The sequence below is a fragment of the Streptococcus sp. K0074 genome, assembly GCF_048843365.1.
Lineage (GTDB): Bacteria > Bacillota > Bacilli > Lactobacillales > Streptococcaceae > Streptococcus > Streptococcus mitis_BM.
The window spans coordinates 1,503,222-1,528,032 of the sequence record NZ_CP184836.1 but is presented as its reverse complement, the minus strand read 5'-3'; the positions used below and the strand labels follow the sequence as shown (position 1 = coordinate 1,528,032).

The window sequence follows — 24,811 nt, the reverse complement described above, 5'->3', positions numbered from 1 at the left end:
TAATCTATGCGAATTGGTTTATTTACAGATACCTATTTTCCTCAGGTTTCAGGTGTTGCGACCAGTATTCGAACCTTGAAAACAGAGCTTGAAAAGCAGGGGCACGCTGTTTTTATCTTTACGACGACAGATAAGGATGTCAATCGTTATGAAGATTGGCAAATTATCCGCATTCCAAGTGTTCCCTTCTTTGCTTTTAAGGATCGCCGCTTTGCCTATCGAGGATTCAGTAAGGCGCTTGAAATTGCTAAACAGTATCAGCTGGATATCATCCATACTCAGACAGAATTTTCTCTTGGCCTGTTGGGGATTTGGATTGCCCGTGAATTGAAGATTCCCGTTATTCATACCTATCACACCCAGTACGAAGACTATGTGCATTATATTGCCAAGGGTTTGCTGATTCGTCCGAGTATGGTTAAGTATCTGGTTAGAGGTTTTCTGCACGATGTAGATGGGGTTATTTGCCCTAGTGAGATTGTCCATGACTTGCTATCTGACTATAAGGTTAAGGTTGAAAAACGAGTCATTCCAACAGGGATTGAATTAGCCAAGTTTGAGCGTCCAGAAATCAAGCAAGAAAATCTAAAAGAACTACGTAGTAAACTAGGGATTCAAGATGATGAAAAGATGTTGCTTAGCCTTTCCAGAATTTCCTATGAAAAAAATATTCAAGCAGTACTAGCAGCCTTTGCAGAAGTTTTGAAAGAGGAAGACAAGGTTAAACTGGTAGTTGCTGGGGATGGGCCTTATCTGAATGATCTCAAAGAGCAAGCTCAGAAACTAGAGATTCAAGATTCTGTTGTCTTTACAGGGATGATTGCTCCTAGTGAGACCGCTCTTTACTATAAGGCAGCAGATTTCTTTATTTCAGCATCGACAAGTGAAACCCAAGGTTTGACATATTTGGAAAGCTTAGCCAGTGGAACGCCTGTCATTGCTCATGGAAATCCTTATCTGGACAATCTGATCAATGATAAGATGTTTGGAACCTTGTACTATGGAGAACATGATTTGGCTGGTGCTATTTTGGAAGCCCTGATTGCAACGCCAGATATGAATGAGCATACTTTATCAGAGAAGTTGTACGAGATTTCAGCTGAGAATTTTGGAAAACGGGTGCATGAGTTTTATCTTGATGCTATTATTTCAAATAATTTCCAGAAAGATTTAGCAAAAGATGATACGGTCAGTCAGCGTATTTTTAAGACAGTTTTGTATCTTCCGCAAAAGGTGGTCGCTGTACCGGTAAAAGGCTCTAGACGCATGCTGAAGGCTTCAAAAACACAGTTAATCAGCATAAGAGATTATTGGAAAGACCATGAAGAATAGAAAGAGGACAAGCTATGAAAAAACAATTAATGAGAAGTGGTCATGATAAAAAGATTGCAGGTGTTTGTGCCGGAGTGGCCTATTATCTAGATATGGATCCAACTATCGTTCGCGTAATATGGGGTGTCCTTGCTTTCTGTTACGGAGCGGGAATTGTAGCTTATATCATTTTATGGATTATTGCGCCTGTAGCAACTGACTATTGAAAACTAGCTCAATTCATGCTAAGATAATAGAAAATAGAATGCAACGAAGGAGAGAAAAATGGCATTTGGAGATAATGGAAATCGTAAAAAAACTATGTTTGAGAAAATAACCTTGTTTATCGTGATTATCATGCTAGTAGCAAGTTTATTGGGAATTTTTGCAACTGCAATTGGTGCCCTCAGTAATCTATAAAATAGATTCAAGAAAATTTAGTGACTGGGATTTCCCAGCCCTTTTTTAAAGTGAGAAGAAAAAATGAGTATGTTTTTAGATACAGCTAAGATCAAGGTCAAGGCTGGTAATGGTGGTGATGGCATGGTTGCCTTTCGCCGTGAAAAATATGTCCCTAATGGCGGTCCTTGGGGCGGTGATGGTGGTCGTGGAGGCAATGTCGTCTTCGTTGTAGATGAAGGTCTACGTACCCTCATGGATTTCCGCTATAATCGCCATTTCAAGGCTGATTCTGGTGAGAAAGGAATGACCAAAGGGATGCATGGTCGTGGTGCTGAGGACCTTAGAGTTCGAGTACCACAAGGTACGACTGTTCGTGATGCAGAGACTGGCAAGGTTTTGACAGATTTGATTGAACATGGTCAAGAATTTATCGTTGCCCACGGTGGACGTGGTGGACGTGGAAATATTCGTTTCGCAACACCAAAAAATCCTGCACCTGAAATCTCTGAAAATGGGGAACCAGGTCAGGAACGTGAGTTACAATTGGAACTAAAAATCTTGGCAGATGTCGGTTTAGTAGGTTTCCCATCTGTAGGGAAATCAACACTTTTAAGTGTTATCACATCTGCTAAACCTAAAATTGGTGCCTACCACTTTACGACCATTGTGCCAAATCTTGGTATGGTTCGTACCCAATCGGGTGAATCCTTTGCAGTAGCTGATTTACCAGGTTTGATTGAAGGGGCTAGTCAAGGTGTTGGTTTGGGAACTCAGTTCCTCCGTCACATTGAGCGTACCCGTGTCATCCTTCACATCATTGATATGTCAGCTAGCGAAGGCCGTGATCCTTATGAGGACTACTTAGCTATCAATAAGGAGTTAGAGTCTTATAACCTCCGTCTTATGGAGCGTCCACAGATTATCGTAGCCAACAAAATGGACATGCCTGAGAGTCAAGAAAATCTTAAAGAATTTAAGAAAAAATTTGCTGAAAACTACGATGAATTTGAAGAGTTACCAGCTATCTTCCCAATTTCTGGTTTGACTAAGCAAGGTCTGGCAACGCTATTGGATGCTACAGCTGAATTGTTAGACAAGACACCAGAATTCTTGCTCTATGACGAGTCAGATATGGAAGAAGAAGCATACTACGGCTTTGACGAGGAAGAAAAAGCCTTTGAAATTAGTCGTGATGATGATGCAACGTGGCTACTTTCTGGTGAAAAACTGATGAAACTCTTTAATATGACCAACTTTGATCGTGACGAATCAGTCATGAAATTTGCTCGCCAGCTTCGTGGTATGGGGGTTGATGAAGCCCTTCGTGCGCGTGGTGCTAAAGATGGTGACTTGGTCCGAATTGGTAAATTTGAGTTTGAATTTGTAGACTAGGAGACTGATATGGGAGATAAACCGATATCTTTCCGAGATGCGGATGGTAATTTTGTTTCCGCCGCAGACGTTTGGAATGAAAAGAAATTGGAAGAACTATTTAATCGTCTCAATCCAAATCGTGCCTTGAGGTTGGCACGAACTAAAAAAGACAATCCATCTTAAATACGTAAGATAAAACTCCAATTATCAGTCAAGTTAACTGTAACAAATAGAAGCTAAGATCTAGAAAGGGCAAAATTTGTCCTTTCTTTTCACTTATAAATTATAATATATTGAAATGGAATATAAACAAATAGACTAGGAAATTCAAATCAAATGACTAACAAGGCTTTATAAGTCGTGTTGTCCTATTCTACCTTCAAGACACTGATTTTTTCTATTGAAAAAGAATTTTTTTACAAAAATAGTTGGTTATTTAGTTTATTTATGCTATAATAGGAGCAATTATTTTTAGGAGGTGTCAGTATGTCTTATTTGTTTGAGATATTACCGAGTTTATTGAGCGGTGCAAGCATGACTTTACAGGTTTTTGCACTTGTCTTGATTTTTTCTATTCCCTTGGGCGTTTTGATTGCCTTTGCCTTGCAAGTCCATTGGAAGCTCCTCCATCATCTGATTAACATTTATATCTGGATCATGCGGGGCACACCCTTGCTCTTGCAATTGATCTTTATCTATTATGTGCTCCCAAGTATTGGGATTCGTTTGGACCGTCTTCCAGCGGCCATTATTGCCTTTGTTTTAAATTATGCGGCTTACTTTGCTGAAATCTTCCGTGGGGGGATTGATACCATTCCTAAAGGTCAATATGAGGCTGCTAAGGTCTTGAAGTTTAGTCCTTTTGCCACAGTGCGCTATATTATTTTGCCTCAGGTGACCAAGATTGTTCTTCCTAGTGTCTTTAATGAAGTCATGAGTTTGGTCAAGGATACCTCTCTGGTTTATGCTCTAGGCATTTCAGACCTTATCTTGGCGAGTCGAACAGCTGCCAACCGTGACGCCAGTCTGGTTCCTATGTTCTTGGCAGGAGCCATTTACTTGATTTTGATTGGGATTGTGACAATTATTTCCAAAAAAGTTGAGAAGAAGTACAGTTACTATAGATAGGAGGCTGCCATGTTAGAATTACGAAATATCAATAAGGATTTTGGTGAAAAGCAAATTTTGTCCAATTTCAGTCTAAGCATTCCTGAAAAACAAATCCTGGCTATTGTAGGACCTTCTGGTGGAGGTAAGACAACCCTCTTGCGCATGCTTGCAGGTCTTGAAACTATTGATTCAGGGCAAATCTTTTATAATGGAGAACCTTTAGAACTGGATGAATTGGAGAAGAGGAATCTACTGGGATTTGTCTTCCAAGATTTTCAACTGTTCCCTCATTTATCAGTTCTAGATAATTTGACCTTATCGCCCGTAAAAACCATGGGAATGAAGCAGGATGAGGCTGAGCAGAAGGCGCGAGGGCTTTTGGAACAGTTGGGACTGGCTGGTCATGCAGATGCCTATCCTTTCTCACTATCTGGTGGGCAAAAGCAACGGGTGGCCTTGGCGCGTGCTATGATGATTGACCCAGAAATCATTGGCTACGATGAACCAACTTCTGCCCTAGATCCAGAATTGCGCTTGGAAGTGGAAAAACTGATCTTACAAAATAGGGAACTTGGGATGACGCAGATTGTGGTTACCCACGATTTACAGTTCGCTGAAAATATCGCAGATCAGATTCTCAAGGTTGAGCCCAAGTAGGAGGTGCCAATGACTAATAAGAAAATTGCTTTAGTATTGGTTTCTCTCCTGACTCTCTTTTTAACGGCTTGTACTCAGAAGGCTAGCGATCCAAAGCAGGATAACTGGGATAAGTATCAAGAGCAGGGGAGTATAACTATTGGTTTTGACAATACTTTTGTACCCATGGGATTTGAAGAAAAGAATGGCCAATATACGGGCTTTGATATTGATTTAGCACAAGCTGTCTCTGAAAAATTAGGTTTTAAGGTTCAATTTCAGCCAATCGACTGGGATATGAAGGAGACGGAACTGCAAAATGGAACCATAGATGCCATCTGGAATGGCTATTCTGCCACTGATGAACGCCGAGAGAAGGTTGCCTTTAGCATTCCATATATGGAAAATCAGCAAGTTCTGGTGACGAAAAAAAGCCAGCAGATCCATTCAGTAGAGGATATGAAGGATAAGACCTTGGGAGCCCAAGCCGGTTCCTCTGGTTATTTAGACTTTGAAGCCCAGCCAGATTTACTGAAAAATCGTGTAAAAGACCAGAAGGCCAATCAATACCAGAGTTTCAATGAAGCCTTGATTGATTTGAAAAATGACCGGATTGATGCCTTGTTGATTGACCGAGTGTATGCTAATTACTATCTCCAGTCTGAGGGTATATTAAATGACTACAATGTCTTTTCAGCAGGATTTGAAAGTGAATCCTTTGCAGTCGGAGTTAGACCAGCTGACAAAAGATTACTACAAGCTTTAAACCAAGCCTTTATTGAACTATACCAAGAAGGAAAGTTCCAAGAGATTAGCTATAAATGGTTTGGAGAAGATGTAGCAACAAAAGAAGTGAAAAGTAGAGATTGAGTTTTTACTCAGTCTCTTTTTGCATCAAAAAATCCTCTGGCAAGTACCAGAGGATAAGAGCTTATTTCATTGTTGGGAAGAGCAATACATCACGGATAGTAGTTGTGTCGGTGAGGAGCATGCAGAGACGGTCGATACCAATTCCTAAACCACCTGTTGGCGGCATACCGTATTCAAGAGCTTCAATGTAGTCATAGTCGATTCCTGTCGCTTCATCATCACCAAGTTCTTTGGCTTTAGCTTGGGCTTCGAAACGGCTAAGCTGATCGATTGGGTCGTTCAACTCAGTAAAGGCATTACCGTACTCCTTAGTCATGATGAAGAGCTCGAAGCGGTCAGTAAAGCGATCGTCTTCAGGATTTTTCTTAGCCAGTGGAGATACAGCTACTGGATGTCCATAGACAAAGGTTGGTTGGATCAAAGTTTCTTCAACAAACTCTTCAAAGAAGGCATTGATGATGTGGCCAACTTCAGTGTAGTGTTTTTCAACTGGAACTTTCTTCTCAGCTGCGATTGCCTTAGCTTCTTCCAAAGTCATGTCTTGCCAGAAATCGACACCAGTAATTTCCTTGATAGCATCAACCATGTGAACACGTTTAAATGGTTCGTTAATCTTGATTTCAGTACCTTGATAGTTGACTGGACCATCACCTTTAACTGATTTAGCAGCATGTTGGATAATGCCTTCCGTCAAGTCCATGATGTCTTGGAAGTCTGCATAAGCTTGGTAGACTTCGATAGAAGTGAACTCAGGGTTATGAGTAGCATCCATTCCTTCGTTACGGAAGATACGACCGATTTCATAGACACGTTCCATACCACCCACGATAAGGCGTTTCAAGTGAAGCTCAGTCGCGATACGAAGCACCATGTCAATGTTTTGGGCATTGTGGTGGGTAATAAATGGACGGGCAGTAGCACCACCAGCCTCGTTGTGAAGCACAGGTGTTTCTACTTCAAGGAAGCCTTTTTGGTCAAGGTAACGACGGATTTCAGAAATGATTTTTGAACGAGTGACAAAGCGTTCAAAGCTTTCACGGTTAGAAATCAAGTCAAGGTAACGTTTACGATAAATTGTTTCAACGTCAGTCAAACCGTGGAATTTCTCTGGAAGTGGACGAAGTGCCTTAGACAAGTGTGTAATGTGAGTCGCCTTGATAGAGAGTTCTCCCATATCTGTACGCATCACTTCACCTTCGACACCAAGGAAGTCACCAAGGTCTGCTTTTTTGAAGATTTCGTAGTTTTCTTCACCGACAGCATCCTTACGAACGTAGATCTGGATTTGACCTTCGCGGTCTTGAAGGTGGGCAAATCCAACTTTACCTTTACCACGTTTGGTTACCAAGCGTCCTGCGATAGTAGCTGTTTCGTTTTTATCGTGTAATTGTTCTTTATCGAGGTCAGCAAATTTATCTTTTAATTCTTGTGAATTTGCAGTACGTTCAAAGCGTTTTCCAAAGGGATCGATTCCTTGTTCACGGAGCGCAGCCATTTTTTCACGGCGAACGATTTGCTGGTCATTTAGTTCTTCCATATGTTCTGTTGACATGGGATCCTCCTAGTTTTACTCAAAATTGAATACGATGAGTCATTTTTTGCGATACTCCCATTTTATCATAAATAGCCAAGAAATTCACGGATAATCTTTCAAAACTAAAAAGAACTTGACGCTAAAATCAAGTTCTGTTATTGATAGGAAGTATCATTCCAAGTATCGAGAGTAAATGTTTCAAAATCATGGGTTTCTAGAATGGTCAGGCTGGCATTTGCTAGACCGCCATTTTTACGAAGAAGTGGCTCTTTATATCCTAGAAGAGTACGAAGACTGGCAGTAAGATTGGCACCGTGACCGACAATTAGAATACGCTCAGCTGGACTATCTTTGAGTGATTTGATAAATTGAATGGTCCGTTGTGTTGTGCTGAAGAGGGATTCAGCTCCAAACATTTGAGTGTCAAATTGCGCAAGATTAGATCGGAAAGCTTTGATTTGTTGCGGGTAAATAGATTCCAAGGTTGCAATTTTCAAACCTTCTAACTTCCCAAGTTGCCATTCACGGAGATTAGGGACACTTTCTAAAGGACAGGGAGACTTGAGTTGACTTTGGATAATCTCGGCAGATCTGACCGCTCGAGGTAAATCACTTGAATAAATCTGATCAAAAGGAATTTCCTTGAGATATTGGCCAAGTTGTTTTAGGGTTTCAATGGATTCAGGAAGAAGGGGAGAATCTCCACTGGCACCTTGAAAGCGACCTTCTTGGTTCCAGAGGGTACGACCGTGGCGGACAAAGTAGAGTTTCATTCTTGGTTGCCCTCCAAGATATCTGCAAAGTCAGCTTTTACAAAGCTAGCCAAGTCTTGGGGAGCGACGATAATACTGTGACCAACTTCGCCTGCAGAGACAATCATTTGATCCAAGTCTAGAGCGATCTTATCGATAAAAATGGGATAATTGTGTTTCTGACGAATTCCGACGGGATTATTGGCTCCATGAATATAACCTGTTGTTTTTTCCAAGTCCTTTTGTGGAATCATGCTCACTTTTTTATTGCCAGAAATTTTGGCTAGTTTCTTTTCCGACAAGTGTTGAGTGATAGGCACAATTCCGATAATCGGTCCTGTCTTGTCTCCTAAAAGAGCCAAGGTTTTGAAAATCTGATTTCGTTCATAACCTTGAGGAAGCTCTCCTTCCAGGGCATTGATTTGAATCCCCTGATGTGGGATACCTGCTTTAGACAGAATTTGTTCTACCAATGTTTTTTTGATTTTAACTTTTTTTGCCATTATTTATACTTATCCTCCAATTGGCTCATCCAAATACCAAGCCAGATTCCCAGTGCAAAGAAGAAGGCGATGATGACATACCCAACAAGAGAAAGGCCAGTGTATTGGATACTTTCAGCGTTTCCTGCATTTGGAATCAAGATCAAAAGAGTACTTGATAAGACGATTCCGATGATGAAATGATAGACGCGTGAGTGGTAGTTGTTTAAGGCATAATCCATCAATTTTGAAAAAATGATGAGAGTTGCACCTGCCCCGATTCCAATCGGGAAGAAAGTTCCCAAGAGGTCAAAGGTTTTAAAACCAGTCAACATAGGAGCATAGAGGCCCAAAATCAAAAGTAGATTTGATGGGCTGAGGCCAGGTACCAATACACCAAGAGCCAGCAGTGCACCAGCTAGGACGAAATTAAGAAAGCTGGCACTTAAGGTTCCAACAACAAAATTTAAGGCATAGAGTCCTAGTCCAGAAATGATAAAGGTTGCCCAAAACCAAGCTAAATCAATCTTGTCTCGGTTAGATTCTCGAGTTGATTCTTTGAGAAGGCTAGGAACAGTACCAATGATAGCCCCCGCAAAGCTCCATAAGACAAAGACCTGATAATTTTCAAGCAGGTATTCAATCGGGTAGGAAAATAATCCGATTCCCAGAAGCATACCGATGGCAACTGGAATAAAGTACAAAACATTTTCTTTAAAGTCTTTAAAGGGGTGGGCCAGAAAGCCAATCATCCGTTCATAAATTCCTAAGATTGCTGCTAGAACCCCTCCGGAAATTCCCGGTAGAATAAATCCAAGAGCAATCACAATCCCTTTAATAAGACGTGCTAACCATGAGAGCATATTTTTCCTCCAACTATTTCTATTTCAAAAAATCCTTACTATATTGTATCACAATCAAACACAAAAAGAAAAAGCAAATGATAAACAAATGCTTTTAAGGTTTTAAAAAGAGTTTTCTAAAGGTTTCTTCTTTATTTTTTAAAGAAGAGATTACGTTGATATCTAAATCGTGGTCAAAGCCAGCAATTTTTCCTTTAGATGTGTATTGGTGAATATCATAATCTAAGTCCGTATTAGGTTTGCTTTCGAAAAATCCGGTATTTGAACCATAGGAAGGAATCCAAACAGAGGTAAATTTGCCTGTATCAATACTGTGTTCTTCCATGAAGTAGACACCAACGTAGATTCCGATGTTTTTAGCACCAAGTGATTCTAGCTTTGCTCGAAAGGCTTCAACACCCTCGTTCATATTGGACATGGTTTTTTCTTCCACGTCTAGCCAATAGTAACTAGGGCTGTATGGTGAAGAGGCGTTATAAAAAACTTCAGCGGCTTTTTCCATTTCTTGGACACTTTTTCCAGCTAAATAAGCATAGACACCAACTGGGACATTTCGTTTTTGAAACTCAGTGATATGGGTTTTAAAGGCCTTATCAACACCATTAACATAGGAAGCATCGTTTTCTTTTAAAGACTGAGCGCCACTATGGACACGAACGATAGCTCCAGAAATGTTTTGGGACAGAGTATCGTAATTGATTTCCTCAGGACGCTGCCAACCAGAAACATCAATTACCGGTTTATCTATATTGTGTAGCGCTTGGGTTTCTACTTGCGCGATATTTGACTTTGTTTTTACAGGATGGTCCTCAAAACGAGGGCGATTCAGGATTAAAATGAAAATCATAATCCCAAAAAAACCAAACAAAATAAGCGGATTAATTTTCTTTCTCATATCTCATAATTTTACCTTAAAAATCAAAAAAAATCAAAAAAATACTCAAAAAATGGGTTAAGGAAAGGACTTTAGAGCATTTTCTCATTCAAGGGCGCAGAATGATTTGAAATATGGTATAATAAAAGGGAATTTCTAGAGAAAAGAGAAGATTATGTCAAATTATGCCATTATTTTAGCAGCGGGTAAAGGGACTCGCATGAAATCTGATTTGCCAAAAGTTTTGCACAAGGTTGCGGGTATTTCTATGTTGGAACATGTTTTCCGTAGTGTAGGAGCTATCCAACCTGAAAAGACAGTAACAGTTGTGGGACACAAGGCGGAATTGGTTGAGCAGGTCTTGGCTGGACAGACAGAATTTGTGACTCAATCTGAACAGTTAGGGACTGGTCATGCGGTTATGATGACAGAGCCTATTTTAGAAGGTTTATCAGGTCACACCTTGGTCATTGCAGGAGATACTCCTTTAATCACAGGTGAAAGCTTGAAAAACTTGATTGATTTCCACATCAATCATAAGAATGTAGCGACTATCTTGACTGCTGAAACAGATAATCCTTTCGGCTATGGACGAATTGTTCGTAATGACAATGCTGAGGTTCTTCGCATTGTTGAGCAGAAGGATGCTACAGATTTTGAAAAGCAAATCAAGGAAATCAACACTGGAACTTACGTTTTTGACAACGAGCGTTTGTTTGAGGCTTTGAAAAATATCAATACCAACAACGCTCAAGGCGAATACTATATTACAGATGTCATTGGCATTTTCCGTGAAGCTGGTGAAAAAGTTGGTGCTTATACTTTGAAAGATTTTGATGAAAGTCTTGGGGTAAATGACCGTGTGGCACTTGCGACAGCTGAGTCAGTTATGCGTCGTCGTATCAATCATCAGCACATGGTCAACGGTGTTAGCTTTGTCAACCCAGAAGCAACTTATATCGATATTGATGTTGAGATTGCTCCCGAAGTTCAAATCGAAGCCAACGTTACCTTGAAAGGGCAAACGAAAATTGGTGTTGAGACTGTTTTGACAAATGGAACTTATGTGGTGGATAGCATTATCGGAGCAAGAGCTGTCATTACCAATTCTATGATTGAGGAAAGTAGTGTTGCAGACGGTGTAACAGTCGGTCCTTACGCCCACATTCGTCCAGGTTCAAGTCTGGATGCCCAAGTTCATATTGGTAACTTTGTTGAGGTAAAAGGTTCTTCTATCGGTGAGAATACCAAGGCTGGTCATTTGACTTATATCGGAAACTGTGAAGTGGGTAGCCATGTTAACTTTGGTGCTGGAACCATTACAGTCAACTATGACGGAAAAAACAAATACAAGACAGTTATCGGCAATAATGTCTTTGTTGGTTCAAATTCAACCATTATTGCGCCAGTTGAGTTAGGTGACAATTCCCTCGTTGGTGCTGGCTCAACGATTACTAAAGACGTGCCAGCGGATGCTATTGCTATTGGTCGTGGTCGTCAGGTCAATAAAGACGAATATGCAACACGCCTTCCTCATCATCCTAAGAATCAGTAGGAGTCTATCATGGAATTTGAAGAAAAAACGCTTAGCCGAAAAGAAATCTATCAAGGACCAATATTTAAACTGGTTCAAGATCAGGTTGAATTACCAGAAGGCAAGGGAACTGCCCAACGGGATTTGATTTTCCACAATGGAGCTGTCTGTGTTTTAGCAGTAACGGATGAGCAAAAACTCATCTTGGTCAAGCAGTACCGCAAAGCTATCGAGGCTGTCTCTTACGAAATTCCAGCTGGAAAACTGGAATTAGGAGAAAATACAGACCCTGTTGCAGCAGCTCTGCGTGAATTAGAGGAAGAAACAGCCTATACAGGGAAATTAGAACTCTTGTATGACTTTTATTCAGCCATTGGATTTTGTAATGAAAAGTTAAAACTTTACCTAGCAAGCGATTTGACAAAGGTGGAAAATCCTCGTCCCCAGGATGAGGATGAAACCTTAGAAGTCCTTGAAGTGAGCTTAGAAGAAGCTAAGGAATTGATCCAATCAGGTCATATTTGTGATGCCAAGACAATTATGGCTGTTCAGTATTGGGAATTGCACAAAAAATAGAGGAGGTCAGTATGGGTAAACCTTTATTAACGGATGAAATGATTGAAAGAGCTAATAGAGGCGAAAAAATTTCAGGTCCCCCTTTGCTAGATGATGAGGAGACTAAGATTTTACCAACCTCTTCTTCCCGTTTTGGTTATACCAATCCTAAGGATCATGGCTTTAGCCAAGAAACCTTGAAGATTCAGGTCGAACCGTCTATTCATAAAAGCCGTCGCATTGAAAATACCAAGAGAAATGTCTTCAATTCTAAGTTGAATATGATTTTATTTGCAGTCATCTTTCTCTTGATTTTGCTTGTCTTAGCAATGAAACTTTTGTAATAGAAAAGGAATTGAAATGAAAATAGGAATTATTGCGGCCATGCCAGAAGAACTGGCTTATCTGGTCCAGCATTTAGACAATGCCCAGGAGCAAGTTGTTTTGGGGAATACCTATCATACAGGGACCATTGCCTCTCATGAAGTCGTTCTTGTAGAAAGTGGAATTGGTAAGGTTATGTCTGCTATGAGTGTGGCGATTTTGGCTGATCATTTCCAAGTGGATGCTCTTATTAATACGGGATCAGCTGGGGCAGTAGCAGAGGGGATTGCTGTTGGGGATATTGTGATTGCTGACAAATTAGCCTATCATGATGTGGATGTCACAGCTTTTGGCTACGCTTATGGACAAATGGCGCAACAACCGCTTTATTTCGAATCAGATAAAACCTTTGTTGCTAAAATTCAAGAGAGTCTATATCAATTGGACCAGAACTGGCATCTTGGTTTGATTGCTACAGGAGATAGTTTTGTTGCTGGAAATGACAAGATAGAAGCGATTAAGTCCCATTTTCCAGAAGTTTTAGCAGTTGAGATGGAGGGGGCAGCGATTGCTCAGGCGGCGCATGCCCTTAATCTTCCAGTTTTAGTCATCCGAGCTATGAGTGATAATGCCAACCATGAAGCAAACATCTCTTTTGATGAGTTTATTATCGAAGCTGGACGTCGCTCTGCCCAAGTCTTATTAGCCTTTTTGAAGGCCTTAAATTAAGCGAAAATTTGACAGTTTTTCTAGCTTATGATAAGATTTAAGTAAAGAAAAGCTAGAAAACGTTTCAGAGGATATTATGAGTATTGAAATGACCGTCAGTGAGATTGCAGAGGTCTTAGGATTATCTCGCCAAGCAATCAATAACCGTGTCAAAGAATTACCAGAAGAAGACACAGATAAAAATGACAAAGGGGTAACAGTCGTTACCAGAAGTGGCTTGATTAAGCTAGAAGAAATCTATAAAAAAACGATTTTTGAAGATGAGCCTGTCAGTGAAGATGTCAAGCAACGTGAACTGATGGAGATTCTGGTTGATGAGAAGAATGCAGAAATTCTTCGTCTCTATGAACAATTAAAAGCCAAGGATCGTCAGTTATCAGAAAAAGACGAGCAGATGCGTATCAAAGACCGTCAGATTGCTGAGAAAGACAAACAACTCGATCAGCAGCAACAATTGACCCTTCAAGCCATGAAGGATCAAGAAAATCTTAAGCTAGAGCTGGACCAAGCAAAAGAAGAAGTCCAATCAACTAAGAAAGGCTTTTTTGCTCGTTTATTTGGAGGATAATCAAGGAGCTGTTTAGGTTAAATGCTAACCTGATGGCTTCTTTTGTTTCTAAATAGTATAGTTGCTCAAGTTAAATAACAGTATAGGAGAGGTAGAAAATGGAACGATTAGAAGATTACATTGCTTTCGATTTAGAATTTAATCAGCATGAAGGGCAAACACACTTGATTCAAGTATCGGCAGTGCGTTTTAGAGATGGTCAGGAAATCGATGCCTATGATTCCTATGTCCATACTAGTGTGCCTCTAAAGAGTTTTATCAATGGTTTGACTGGGATTACAGCTGAGACCTTAAAAGATGCTCCCCCAGTGGAGAAAGTTATCAAAGATTTCCAAGAGTTTGTGGGTTCTTTACCCATGGTAGGATACAATGCTGCTAAAAGTGATTTGCCTATTCTAGCAGAGCATGGTTTAGATTATAGCCAACAGTATAAGGTGGATTTGTATGATGAAGCTTTTGAACGCCGTAGTTCGGATTTACATGGTATTGCCAATCTCAAGTTGCAAACCGTTGCCTCATTTCTTGGATTTCAAGGTCAGTCTCATAATAGTTTAGAGGATGCTCGGATGACGGCGCGTGTTTACGAGTCCTTCTTAGAGTCAGATCAAGCTAGAGAATTGTTAGAGAGAGAAAGTAGCCTATCAAACAATCCTTTTGGAGGCTTGAACTTGTCTCAATTATTTGACTAGGAGTGCCTATGAAACCTGAAAAACCTAAAAATCTAGGTTTTAGGAAAATCTACTTTAATCTAGATAAAATTCTCTTTCTCTTTTTCTTGATATTTATGATGATTGAATTTGTCTGGTTACCACTTAATTCTTGGATTGCTGGACTGTTACTCCGTCAGACAGGTTATCTCTTTCTTTCATACAACAATATTTTTGCCATTATAAAAGGGTCGCCATTTGTTAGTCTTGCTTTATTTATTCTGGTAATCGTTAATTTACTGATTGCCTATTACCAAATAGGACTTCTCTTTATCGGAGCTCGACACCTCCTCTATCACGAAAGGAGGACCTTGCTGGAGTACAGTCGCAAGGTCTTTCGCCAAAGTTTCTTATTTATGAGACAAGTGACGATTTCCAAAATGGCCTTTATCTTCTTTTATGTCATAATGCTCTTTCCATTGATTCGAAAGATTTTAAAGATTTATTACCTCAATAAAATTGTCATTCCGGACTTTATTGTTGATTATGTGGAAGACAAGTATTGGCTTGTAGGTATAGTGGTTACTATTCTGGCTTTACTTCTGTTTTATATTTCAGTGCGTTTCATGTTTGCCCTACCTCAGCTTTTATTTGAGAAAAAAACAGTCAAAGAAGCAGTCAAATACAGTCTAGAGAAGACGAGAAAGCACTCATGGTTTTATATTTGGAACTTGCTTTGTATTATCGTCAAAACGTACCTATTTTTCATTCTTTTATTGATTCCAATCTTGGCAAGTCAGGCACTGATGGATGGTTTGACCCATAGGGAATCTCTTGTGCTGGGAATTATCAACTTTGTCTTGATTAAGAATTTCCACTATATGGCTTTGACTTACTTTCTCATTAAGTTTGTTTCCTTTTTGACAGGGGAGGAACTAGAAATCACACCAAGGAGAAAGAAAGACCACTGGATGAGATGGGGAGTGATGGGCTGTGCTTGTATCTTTTTCACTCTTGAGGGTTATGTTTATTTAGAAGCTCCAGTTGCCAATAAACCTTTGATTATCTCTCACAGGGGAGTATCCAATAAGAATGGTGTACAAAATACCGTCCAATCACTAGAAAAAACCGCTCAGTTATCTCCAGATTTCGTTGAGACAGATGTTCAGGAAACAAAAGATGGCCAGTTTGTCATGATGCATGATGCCAATATCAAGAATCTGACAGGAGTTAATGCCAATCCTCAGGATCTCACTTTGGAAGAATTAACCAAACTCAATATTTCAGAAAATGGCTATCACAGCAAGGTGTCTAGTTTTGATGACTATCTCAATAAAGCCAATGAATTGCATCAAAAACTCCTCATTGAAATTAAAACTAGTCGAAAAGATAGTCCAGATATGATGAAACGCTTTATGGAAAAATATGGAACTGTTCTTAAGCAGAATGGTCACCAAATGCAATCCTTGGACTACCATGTGATTGACCAGGTTTTAGCCTACGATACTCAAATTCCAGTCTATTTCATCCTACCTTATAATAGTATTTTTCCAAGAACCAAGGCGACAGGTTACACCATGGAGTATTCAACTTTAGATGAAAATTTTGTCAACAAGCTTTGGAATACGGATCAGAAATTGTATGTTTGGACAATTAATAGTTCAGAGTCCTTTGATAAATCAGTTCATTTGGGAGCTGATGGCATGATAACGGATGATTTGGAAATGATTCAAGATCAGGTTACCATTGCCCAAGAAGACCCTGAGTATACTGAATTGCTTTTCAAACAGGCCATGGAATTCTTTAATTTTTAGTAAGCAAAAAGAGGTTGATCAAAAATTCACCTCTAAAATATCAAAAAAACGAGCGATGTATCAGTTGGATATGCTCGTTTTATTATGCCATGGTTTATAATTGATACTCAATGAAAATCAAAGAGCAAACTAGGAAGCTAGCCGCAGGTTGCTCAAAGTACAACTTTGAGGTTGCAGATAAAACTGACGAAGTCAGTAACATACGTACGGTAAGGCGATGCTGATGTGGTTTGAAGAGATTTTCGAAGAGTATGAAATAAGAATAAAACAGGAAGTAATGCCTATGAAGTGGTTGAACTAGGTTATTTATGTCAGATGTAAAAGGGTTACTAACTTCTGCGTGAAGAAGGCTTTCGAATTTATGTCAAACAGAAAATGGCTCTTGCCCCCCTTGGGGCAGATGAGAGAGTATTGTTGGTATGTGCAGAGTTTATGTTAGAAATAAATAAGCTGTCATAACATAGCTAGGATTTATCTTTATGAGTATGAAGCTCACAAAATTGGTCAAGAATCTAGCATCTAAAACATCAATTATACAAAAACACATTCTCTCTTTGGCTTGATTGTGGTCAAGACAAAGAGAGAATGTGTGGTTTTATTTTTGAGTTAATTTTTTTAGATCATGTGCTTACTGAGGATTACTTTTATTTTCTGAAGTTGGAGTATTGGACTGTTTTTCATTATCAGCGGCAGGTTTACTTGGAGTAGGAGCAGGAGTAGAAGAATCCTGAGTTGCTGTTTTCTGCTCTTCTTTTTTATCTTCCTTGACGCTAGATTTTGGCGTTTCCTCTTGCTGTGTTTTTTCTTGAGTGGTGTTATTTTCCTTATTGGGACTGGTGTTTTCCTTAGGGGCTTCCTTTTGGATTTCTTTGACAATGGTTGTCGTCTGGCTTGTCGTAGGTTCTTTTTTAGTATTTTTGTTATTATCCAAGGCGTTCATGATTGTGATACTTGCGGTAATCAAGCCAAGGATACTAGCGATTGTAGCAACGATTTTTTGAAAGACCGTGAAGCCTTTTTTGATGTGTTCTGTTTTTGGTTTTGAAGTTCTACGATAATTAGACATACATTCTCTCCTTTGATTAAAATTTATTATACCGCATTTCTTTAAAAAAATCTTAAAAAAAGAGGAATTGCCCTTTCTTGTCGCAAGCTCCGTTTCATGATACAATAGAGGGAGTGATTTTAGAAAGCGTGAGAAACATGATTTACTTTGATAATTCGGCGACGACCAAGCCCTATCCAGAAGCCCTTGAAACCTATATGCAGGTGGCTTCAAAAATTTTAGGAAATCCATCTAGTCTCCATCGTTTGGGAGACCAGGCAACACGAATCTTAGATGCTTCCCGTCAACAAATTGCAGATTTGATTGGCAAGAAAAGTGACGAAATCTTCTTTACCTCTGGTGGAACAGAAGGAGATAACTGGGTCATCAAGGGTGTGGCCTTTGAAAAAGCCCAGTTTGGCAAGCACATCATCGTATCTGCCATTGAACATCCGGCAGTCAAAGAGTCAGCTCTCTGGTTGAAATCTCAAGGTTTTGAAGTGGATTTTTCTCCAGTAGATGAGAAAGGATTTGTGGATGTTGAGGCTCTAGCAGGTTTGATAAGACCTGATACGACCCTCGTCTCTGTCATGGCTGTGAACAATGAAATCGGCTCTATTCAATCTATTGAGGCTATTTCAGAACTCTTGGCAGACAAGCCAACTATTTCCTTTCATGTTGATGCAGTTCAGGCACTTGCTAAAATTCCGACTGAAAAGTATCTAACTGATAGAGTGGATTTTGCGACTTTTTCTAGTCACAAGTTCCACGGAGTTCGTGGTGTTGGTTTTGTCTATATCAAGTCTGGTAAGAAAATTACGCCACTGTTGACTGGTGGTGGTCAGGAGCGTGATTACCGTTCGACAACTGAAAATGTGGCAGGGATTGCTGCGACAGCCAAGGCTCTCCGTTTGTCTATGGAAAAGCTAGATATCTTTACTAGCAAGACTGGGCAGATGAAGGCAGTGATTCGTCAAGCCCTTTTGGACTATCCAGATATATTTGTCTTTTCTGATGAGGAAGATTTTGCCCCTCATATCCTGACTTTTGGAATTAAGGGTGTTCGTGGTGAGGTCATTGTTCACGCCTTTGAAGACTATGATATTTTCATCTCAACGACCTCTGCTTGTTCGTCCAAGGCTGGGAAACCTGCAGGAACTCTTATTGCCATGGGAGTGGACAAGGATAAGGCCCAGTCAGCTGTGCGTCTTAGCCTAGACCTTGAAAATGATATGAGTCAGGTCGAGCAGTTCTTGACCAAGCTAAAATTAATTTACAATCAAACTAGAAAAGTAAGATAGGAGCATTCATGCAGTATTCAGAAATTATGATTCGCTATGGAGAGTTGTCAACCAAGGGTAAAAACCGTATGCGTTTCATCAATAAACTTCGTAATAATATTTCAGACGTTTTGTCTATCTATCACCAAGTCAAGGTAACAGCAGATCGCGACCGTGCCCACGCTTACCTCAATGGAGCTGATTACACAGCAGTAGCAGAATCACTCAAGCAAGTCTTTGGAATTCAGAATTTTTCTCCAGTGTATAAGGTTGAAAAATCTGTAGAAGTTCTGAAGTCTTCTGTGCAAGAGATTATGCAGGACATCTACAAGGAAGGCATGACCTTTAAGATTTCTAGTAAGCGTAGCGACCACAACTTTGAACTTGATAGTCGTGAACTCAACCAAACGCTTGGAGGGGCTGTTTTCGAAGCAATTCCAAATGTGCAAGCTCAGATGAAAAATCCTGACATCAATCTTCAGGTGGAGATTCGTGAGGAGGCGGCTTATCTTTCCTATGAAACCATTCGAGGGGCAGGTGGCTTGCCAGTGGGAACTTCTGGGAAGGGCATGCTTATGTTATCAGGGGGAATTGACTCACCTGTAGCTGGCTATCTAGCTCTTAAACGTGGGGTAGATATTGAGGCCGTTCACTTTGCCAGCCCACCTTATACTAGTCCTGGTGCCCTCAAGAAAGCGCAGGATTTGACTCGTAAATTGACCAAGTTTGGTGGCAATATCCAGTTTATCGAAGTGCCTTTTACTGAGATTCAAGAGGAAATCAAGGCTAAAGCTCCAGAAGCCTATCTTATGACCTTGACCCGTCGTTTTATGATGAGGATTACCGATCGTATCCGTGAGGTACGAAATGGTTTAGTTATTATCAATGGGGAAAGCCTTGGTCAAGTAGCCAGCCAAACTCTTGAAAGTATGCAGGCGATTAACGCTGTGACCAACACTCCCATCATCCGCCCTGTGGTTACCATGGACAAATTGGAAATCATTGACATCGCCCAGGAAATCGATACCTTTGAAATTTCTATCCAACCTTTTGAGGACTGCTGTACGATTTTTGCACCTGACCGTCCTAAGACCAATCCTAAGATTAAGAATGCAGAGCAGTATGAAGCACGCATGGATGTTGAAGGTTTGGTTGAACGAGCAGTAGCAGGGATTATGATTACTGAAATCACACCGCAGGTTGAAAAAGATGAAGTGGATGACTTGATTGATAATTTGCTCTAATCAGAAAATCCAGAAGAATTTAGAAAAATAAATGAAAAAGTTAGTTTTTAATTCCAAAAACGGAAGCAAAACTAACTTTTTTTCTATAATTGTGATATAATGAAATAAAATTTTGAATATAGAGAGTTTTCTGACAATGAATCAATCCTACTTTTATTTAAAAATGAAAGAACACAAACTCAAGGTTCCTTATACAGGTAAGGAGCGCCGTGTGCGTGTTCTTCTACCTAAAGATTATGAGAAAGACACGAATCGTTCCTATCCTGTTGTATACTTTCATGACGGGCAAAATGTTTTTTATAGTAAGGAGTCTTTCATTGGTCATTCATGGAAGATTATCCCAGCTATTAAGCGTAATCCTGATATCAGTCGCATGATTGTCGTAGCCATTGACAATGATGGAATGGGGCGGATGAATGAGTATGCAGCTTGGAAGTTCCAAGAATCTCCAATCCCAGGGCAGCAGTTTGGCGGTAAGGGTGTGGAGTATGCCGAGTTTGTCATGGAGGTGGTCAAGCCTTTTATTGATGAAACTTATCGTACAAAAGCAGACCGCCAGCATACAGCCATGATTGGTTCCTCACTAGGAGGCAATATTACCCAGTTTATCGGTTTGGAATACCAAGACCAAATTGGTTGCTTGGGCGTCTTTTCATCTGCCAACTGGCTCCACCAAGAAGCCTTTAACCGCTATATCGAGCGTCAGCAACTATCGCCTGACCAGCGTATCTTCATCTATGTGGGAACGGAAGAAGCGGATGATACAGACAAGACCTTGATGGCTGGTAATATCAAACAAGCCTATATCGACTCTTCGCTTCGCTATTACCATGATTTGATAGCAGGAGGAGTACACTTGGGCAATCTTGTCTTAAAAGTTCAGTCTGGTGCCATCCATAGTGAAATCCCTTGGTCGGAGAATTTACCAGATTGTCTGAGATTTTTTGCAGAAAACTGGTAAGGTAAAGTAAGAAAGGAGAAAATATGCATATTGAACATCTTAGCCACTGGAGTGGCCATCTTAACCGTGAAATGTACCTTAACCGTTATGGTCATGCTGGGATTCCAGTTGTGGTCTTTGCTTCATCAGGTGGTAGTCACAATGAATACTATGATTTTGGCATGATTGATGCTTGTGCTTCCTTTATTGAGGAAGGCCGTGTCCAATTCTTTACCCTATCTAGTGTGGATAGTGAGAGTTGGTTGGCCACTTGGAAAAACGGTCACGACCAAGCGGAGATGCACCGTGCCTACGAACGCTACGTGATTGAGGAGGCCATTCCTTTTATCAAGCATAAGACAGGTTGGTTTGATGGCATGATGACGACAGGTTGCTCAATGGGTGCCTACCATGCACTCAATTTCTTCCTTCAGCATCCAGATGTATTTACCAAAGTGATTGCTCTCAGTGGTGTTTACGACGCACGTTTCTTTGTCGGCGATTACTATAACGACGATGCTATTTACCAAAACTCGCCAGTTGATTATATCTGGAACCAAAACGACGGCTGGTTTATTGACCGTTACCGTCAGGCAGAGATTGTGCTGTGTACAGGACTTGGAGCTTGGGAACAAGACGGTCTGCCATCCTTCTACAAGCTTAAAGAAGCCTTTGACCAGAAACAAATTCCAGCCTGGTTTGCTGAATGGGGACACGATGTCGCCCACGACTGGGAATGGTGGCGCAAACAAATGCCTTATTTCCTCGGCAATCTCTATTTATAAAAGGAGTTACCTATGAATTACCTTGTTATTTCTCCCTACTATCCACAAAACTTTCAACAGTTTACCATTGAACTAGCTAATAAAGGAATCAACGTCTTGGGAATTGGTCAGGAACCTTACGAGCAATTGGATGAACCTTTACGCAATAGCCTGACCGAGTATTTCCGTGTGGACAATCTTGAAAATATAGATGAAGTCAAGAGAGCAGTTGCTTTTCTCTTTTATAAACATGGCCCGATTGACCGCATCGAGTCTCATAATGAATACTGGCTTGAGTTGGATGCAACACTCAGAGAACAATTCAATGTTTTTGGTGCCAAACCAGAGGATCTCAAAAAGACGAAATTTAAGTCTGAAATGAAGAAGCTTTTCAAAAAAGCAGGTGTCCCTGTGGTCCCTGGAGCTGTTATCAAGACGGAAGCAGATGTTGATCAAGCAGTGAACGAAATCGGCCTTCCAATGATTGCCAAACCTGACAATGGAGTGGGAGCAGCCGCGACCTTTAAGCTTGAGACAGAGGACGATATCAATCACTTCAAGGCTGAGTGGGATCATTCAACTGTTTATTTCTTTGAGAAATTTGTCACCTCTAGCGAAATTTGCACCTTTGATGGTCTAGTGGACAAGGAAGGAAAGATTGTCTTTTCAACAACCTTTGACTACGCCTATACACCGCTTGATCTCATGATTTACAAGATGGACAATTCTTATTACGTTCTCAAGGATATGGATCCTAAATTACGTAAATATGGTGAGGCAATTGTCAAGGAATTTGGTATGAAAGAACGGTTCTTCCATATTGAGTTCTTCCGTGAGGGGGATGATTATATTGCCATTGAGTACAATAACCGTCCTGCAGGTGGGTTTACCATTGATGTTTATAACTTTGCCCATTCCTTGGACCTCTATCGTGGCTATGCAGCCATTGTCGCAGGAGAAGAGTTCCCAGCGTCAGAATTTGAACCTCAGTATTGTTTGGCTACTTCTCGCCGTGCAAATGCTCACTATGTTTATTCAGAAGAGGATTTGATTGACAAATATAGCCAGCAGTTCAAGGTTAAAAAAATCATGCCAGCGGCCTTTGCGGAACTTCAAGGAGATTACCTGTATATGTTGACAACTCCGAGTCGACAAGAAATGGATCAGATGATTAAGGACTTTGGTCAGCGTCAGGCTTGAGAGACTATCGGATTAAGGAAATTCACTCCCTTAGTCCTTTTGTTTTTTATAAGAAACACAGCGGATTGAAACAAGAGTAGGACAATTTTTGAGGTGCTTTTTGATATGAGCTCAGTTTTTCTCACTAAGATTTTACTCAGGTGAGTGGGGAGGAATAAGAAATAAAGCTACTTTTCTGGGGCTTATTCATAGTAGGTGTGATTCTTTTTTTCGAGTGTAGCCTATAGCTTTGAGAGCATAGTGGATAGTATAGTAGATTGAAATAAGATGTGAACAAAGTGATTGAGAAAGTCAATTTTTTCTAGAAATGTTTTAGCAACTGTAATGTGCTATTCTAGATTCAATACGCTATAGTTGGATGACAGCCAAATTCAGAAGCTATTTCAGTCAAATAAGCGTCTGGATTGTCAGTAAGATAGTTTTTAAGTCTATTTCTATCAATTTTTCTTGGTTTTATTCCTTTTACTTGATGGTTTAAATCACCTATTTTCTCTTTTAGATAATGGTATTACGTGAGATTTGGAAAACGTGTGATACTTCTGTTATACTACCTGTTCGCTTACAATAGGCGAGAACTTTTTTACGTAAATCTGTTGAATATGGCATAAGATGACTACACTACATTGTGTACTATCTTTAGTTCATTTTATCATATCTCTGTCGAAACAGGTTACTAATATTAATGTACGGGCTCTATGTATGTCAAAAATAAGTTCAGTTATTGAATAGATTTTACTAAACGAGATAGAAGAATAATTTGAGTCTTTTATGCAATCTCCATATAGGATTCATTACGACAGATACCTTAGATTCTTTTTATTGAAGAAATTTTCTGAAAATTACAAAATATACTTGCTATTTTAGAAAAAAAGTGTAGAATATAAGAAATAGGTTTTTAGAATAAGGAGTGGAATATGACAGTAACGATTGATTGGGAAAACCTTGGTTTCTCCTATATGAAATTACCTTATCGCTATATTGCTCATTTTAAAAATGGACAATGGAATCAAGGAGAACTTACAGAAGATGCAACCTTGCATATTTCAGAGTCTTCTCCAAGTCTTCACTATGGTCAACAAGCCTTTGAAGGTTTGAAAGCTTACCGTACTAAGGATGGTAGTGTTCAACTTTTCCGTCCTGACGAAAATGCTAAACGTCTGCAACGTACTTGTAATCGTCTCTTGATGCCACAAGTTCCGACAGACATGTTTGTAGAAGCTTGTAAGGCAGTTGTCCGCGCCAATGAAGAATACGTACCACCATATGGAACAGGTGGAACCCTTTATCTTCGTCCACTTTTGATTGGTGTTGGAGATATTATCGGGGTTAAACCAGCAGAGGAATACATTTTTACCATCTTTGCTATGCCAGTTGGAAATTACTTTAAGGGTGGTTTGGTTCCAACCAACTTCTTGATTCAGGATGAATACGATCGTGCGGCTCCAAATGGTACAGGTGCGGCTAAGGTTGGTGGGAACTATGCTGCAAGTCTCTTGCCAGGGAAATTGGCCAAGTCACGTCATTTCTCAGATGTTATCTACCTAGACCCATCAACTCATACAAAGATTGAAGAAGTAGGTTCAGCTAACTTCTTTGGAATTACAGCTGACAATGAATTTGTAACACCATTGAGTCCATCTATTTTGCCATCTATTACTAAGTATTCTTTACTTTATTTGGCAGAACACCGCTTGGGTTTGACTCCTATTGAGGGTGATGTTCCAATTGATAAGCTTGATCGTTTTGTAGAGGCAGGTGCTTGTGGTACAGCAGCAGTTATTTCGCCAATTGGTGGAATTCAGCACGGTGATGATTTCCATGTATTCTATAGTGAAACAGAAGTTGGTCCTGTGACTCGTAAACTATATGATGAATTGACAGGTATTCAGTTTGGTGATATTGAAGCGCCAGAAGGTTGGATTGTAAAAGTAGATTAAAATAAACAAAAGGAGATTTTTG

Annotated in this window: 27 protein-coding genes and 1 pseudogene; 21 read left to right on the top strand and 7 right to left on the bottom strand. The window is 40.0% G+C overall.

The annotated features are described in order from the left end of the window. Positions 1-6 precede the first annotated feature (6 nt). From ACN076_RS07500 to ACN076_RS07465, 8 genes are all read left to right on the top strand, one after another. Positions 7-1,332: a glycosyltransferase family 4 protein gene (locus ACN076_RS07500; protein WP_420789751.1), complete on the top strand. Its 1,326-nt coding sequence runs from the start codon at positions 7-9 to the stop codon at positions 1,330-1,332. 29 nt (positions 1,333-1,361) lie between these two features. After that, positions 1,362-1,538, top strand: a complete 177-nt coding sequence (locus ACN076_RS07495; RefSeq protein ID WP_261090432.1) for a PspC domain-containing protein — start codon at positions 1,362-1,364, stop codon at positions 1,536-1,538. A gap of 58 nt (positions 1,539-1,596) precedes the next feature. Then, positions 1,597-1,731, top strand: coding sequence for a DUF4044 domain-containing protein (locus tag ACN076_RS07490; RefSeq protein ID WP_000863859.1), 135 nt, complete (start codon positions 1,597-1,599; stop codon positions 1,729-1,731). A gap of 63 nt (positions 1,732-1,794) precedes the next feature. Beyond that, entirely contained in the window at positions 1,795-3,105 is a 1,311-nt protein-coding gene (gene obgE / locus ACN076_RS07485; RefSeq protein WP_420789750.1) for a GTPase ObgE, read from the top strand. A 9-nt stretch (positions 3,106-3,114) separates the two neighbouring features. Further along, the gene (locus tag ACN076_RS07480; protein ID WP_000502580.1) at positions 3,115-3,270 is read left to right on the top strand and encodes a hypothetical protein; all 156 of its coding nucleotides are present in this window, start codon (positions 3,115-3,117) and stop codon (positions 3,268-3,270) included. Between the two features lie 303 nt (positions 3,271-3,573). Next, complete coding sequence (locus tag ACN076_RS07475) at positions 3,574-4,215, top strand: amino acid ABC transporter permease (RefSeq protein WP_247935430.1); 642 nt, start codon at positions 3,574-3,576, stop codon at positions 4,213-4,215. A 9-nt stretch (positions 4,216-4,224) separates the two neighbouring features. Next, on the top strand, positions 4,225-4,854 hold the full coding sequence (locus ACN076_RS07470; RefSeq protein WP_420789749.1) for an amino acid ABC transporter ATP-binding protein: 630 nt from the start codon (positions 4,225-4,227) through the stop codon (positions 4,852-4,854). 9 nt (positions 4,855-4,863) lie between these two features. Beyond that, positions 4,864-5,703 (top strand): amino acid ABC transporter substrate-binding protein, encoded by an 840-nt coding sequence (locus ACN076_RS07465; protein WP_420789748.1) that lies wholly within the window; start codon positions 4,864-4,866, stop codon positions 5,701-5,703. 61 nt (positions 5,704-5,764) lie between these two features. Here ACN076_RS07465 and lysS read toward each other — a convergent pair whose 3' ends face one another. From lysS to ACN076_RS07440, 5 genes are all read right to left on the bottom strand, one after another. Continuing rightward, positions 5,765-7,255, bottom strand: coding sequence for a lysine--tRNA ligase (lysS, locus tag ACN076_RS07460; RefSeq protein WP_420789747.1), 1,491 nt, complete (start codon positions 7,253-7,255; stop codon positions 5,765-5,767). A 137-nt stretch (positions 7,256-7,392) separates the two neighbouring features. Then, entirely contained in the window at positions 7,393-8,010 is a 618-nt protein-coding gene (locus ACN076_RS07455; protein ID WP_153193305.1) for a histidine phosphatase family protein, read from the bottom strand. Then, positions 8,007-8,492 carry an aminoacyl-tRNA deacylase gene (locus tag ACN076_RS07450; RefSeq protein WP_153193306.1) on the bottom strand — a complete coding sequence of 162 codons (486 nt, stop codon included), beginning with the start codon at positions 8,490-8,492 and terminating at the stop codon, positions 8,007-8,009. Before ACN076_RS07450 ends, ACN076_RS07455 begins: the two co-directional genes overlap by 4 nt. Beyond that, complete coding sequence (locus tag ACN076_RS07445) at positions 8,492-9,334, bottom strand: DUF368 domain-containing protein (RefSeq protein ID WP_153193307.1); 843 nt, start codon at positions 9,332-9,334, stop codon at positions 8,492-8,494. The genes ACN076_RS07450 and ACN076_RS07445 overlap by 1 nt, the downstream gene beginning before the upstream one ends. A 94-nt stretch (positions 9,335-9,428) precedes the next feature. Further along, positions 9,429-10,229, bottom strand: a complete 801-nt coding sequence (locus ACN076_RS07440; RefSeq protein WP_153193308.1) for a GH25 family lysozyme — start codon at positions 10,227-10,229, stop codon at positions 9,429-9,431. A gap of 154 nt (positions 10,230-10,383) precedes the next feature. On the opposite strand from ACN076_RS07440, the gene glmU reads away from it, so the two are divergent. The 7 genes from glmU to ACN076_RS07405 all read left to right on the top strand — a co-directional run bounded on the left by glmU (position 10,384) and on the right by ACN076_RS07405 (position 16,379). Further along, a complete protein-coding gene (gene glmU / locus ACN076_RS07435) occupies positions 10,384-11,763 on the top strand; it encodes a bifunctional UDP-N-acetylglucosamine diphosphorylase/glucosamine-1-phosphate N-acetyltransferase GlmU (RefSeq protein WP_420789746.1) in 1,380 nt (459 codons plus the stop codon). Positions 11,764-11,772: 9 nt separating this feature from the next. Further along, positions 11,773-12,318, top strand: a complete 546-nt coding sequence (locus ACN076_RS07430; RefSeq protein WP_420789745.1) for an NUDIX hydrolase — start codon at positions 11,773-11,775, stop codon at positions 12,316-12,318. Positions 12,319-12,329: 11 nt separating this feature from the next. Beyond that, complete coding sequence (gene macP, locus ACN076_RS07425) at positions 12,330-12,641, top strand: cell wall synthase accessory phosphoprotein MacP (protein ID WP_420789744.1); 312 nt, start codon at positions 12,330-12,332, stop codon at positions 12,639-12,641. Positions 12,642-12,657: 16 nt separating this feature from the next. Next, positions 12,658-13,350: a 5'-methylthioadenosine/adenosylhomocysteine nucleosidase gene (locus ACN076_RS07420; RefSeq protein WP_060805687.1), complete on the top strand. Its 693-nt coding sequence runs from the start codon at positions 12,658-12,660 to the stop codon at positions 13,348-13,350. Between the two features lie 76 nt (positions 13,351-13,426). Then, a complete protein-coding gene (rocS, locus tag ACN076_RS07415) occupies positions 13,427-13,918 on the top strand; it encodes a chromosome segregation protein RocS (protein ID WP_000021242.1) in 492 nt (163 codons plus the stop codon). A 98-nt stretch (positions 13,919-14,016) separates the two neighbouring features. Beyond that, positions 14,017-14,607 (top strand): 3'-5' exonuclease, encoded by a 591-nt coding sequence (locus ACN076_RS07410; RefSeq protein ID WP_060805688.1) that lies wholly within the window; start codon positions 14,017-14,019, stop codon positions 14,605-14,607. Between the two features lie 8 nt (positions 14,608-14,615). After that, the gene (locus ACN076_RS07405) at positions 14,616-16,379 is read left to right on the top strand and encodes a glycerophosphoryl diester phosphodiesterase membrane domain-containing protein (RefSeq protein WP_420789711.1); all 1,764 of its coding nucleotides are present in this window, start codon (positions 14,616-14,618) and stop codon (positions 16,377-16,379) included. Between the two features lie 628 nt (positions 16,380-17,007). Here the strand turns inward: ACN076_RS07405 and ACN076_RS07400 are convergent. Next, the gene (locus ACN076_RS07400; protein ID WP_153193311.1) at positions 17,008-17,445 is read right to left on the bottom strand and encodes a DUF6556 family protein; all 438 of its coding nucleotides are present in this window, start codon (positions 17,443-17,445) and stop codon (positions 17,008-17,010) included. A 137-nt stretch (positions 17,446-17,582) separates the two neighbouring features. Between ACN076_RS07400 and ACN076_RS07395 the strand changes: the two genes are divergently transcribed. The 5 genes from ACN076_RS07395 to ACN076_RS07375 all read left to right on the top strand — a co-directional run bounded on the left by ACN076_RS07395 (position 17,583) and on the right by ACN076_RS07375 (position 22,852). Next, positions 17,583-18,725 carry a cysteine desulfurase family protein gene (locus ACN076_RS07395; protein ID WP_420789710.1) on the top strand — a complete coding sequence of 381 codons (1,143 nt, stop codon included), beginning with the start codon at positions 17,583-17,585 and terminating at the stop codon, positions 18,723-18,725. An 8-nt stretch (positions 18,726-18,733) separates the two neighbouring features. Then, positions 18,734-19,948 carry a tRNA uracil 4-sulfurtransferase ThiI gene (gene thiI / locus ACN076_RS07390; protein ID WP_153193314.1) on the top strand — a complete coding sequence of 405 codons (1,215 nt, stop codon included), beginning with the start codon at positions 18,734-18,736 and terminating at the stop codon, positions 19,946-19,948. Between the two features lie 136 nt (positions 19,949-20,084). Next, entirely contained in the window at positions 20,085-20,909 is an 825-nt protein-coding gene (locus ACN076_RS07385; RefSeq protein ID WP_203175468.1) for an alpha/beta hydrolase, read from the top strand. Between the two features lie 23 nt (positions 20,910-20,932). After that, entirely contained in the window at positions 20,933-21,673 is a 741-nt protein-coding gene (locus ACN076_RS07380; protein ID WP_000546753.1) for an esterase family protein, read from the top strand. A gap of 12 nt (positions 21,674-21,685) precedes the next feature. Continuing rightward, positions 21,686-22,852, top strand: a complete 1,167-nt coding sequence (locus ACN076_RS07375) for an ATP-grasp domain-containing protein (protein WP_153193317.1) — start codon at positions 21,686-21,688, stop codon at positions 22,850-22,852. Positions 22,853-23,204: 352 nt separating this feature from the next. Here the strand turns inward: ACN076_RS07375 and ACN076_RS07370 are convergent. After that, a pseudogene (locus tag ACN076_RS07370) lies at positions 23,205-23,458 on the bottom strand (IS630 transposase-related protein); the annotation flags it as partial. 308 nt (positions 23,459-23,766) lie between these two features. Between ACN076_RS07370 and ACN076_RS07365 the strand changes: the two are divergent. Continuing rightward, positions 23,767-24,789, top strand: a complete 1,023-nt coding sequence (locus ACN076_RS07365) for a branched-chain amino acid aminotransferase (protein WP_049513662.1) — start codon at positions 23,767-23,769, stop codon at positions 24,787-24,789. The last annotated feature ends 22 nt before the right edge of the window (positions 24,790-24,811 follow it).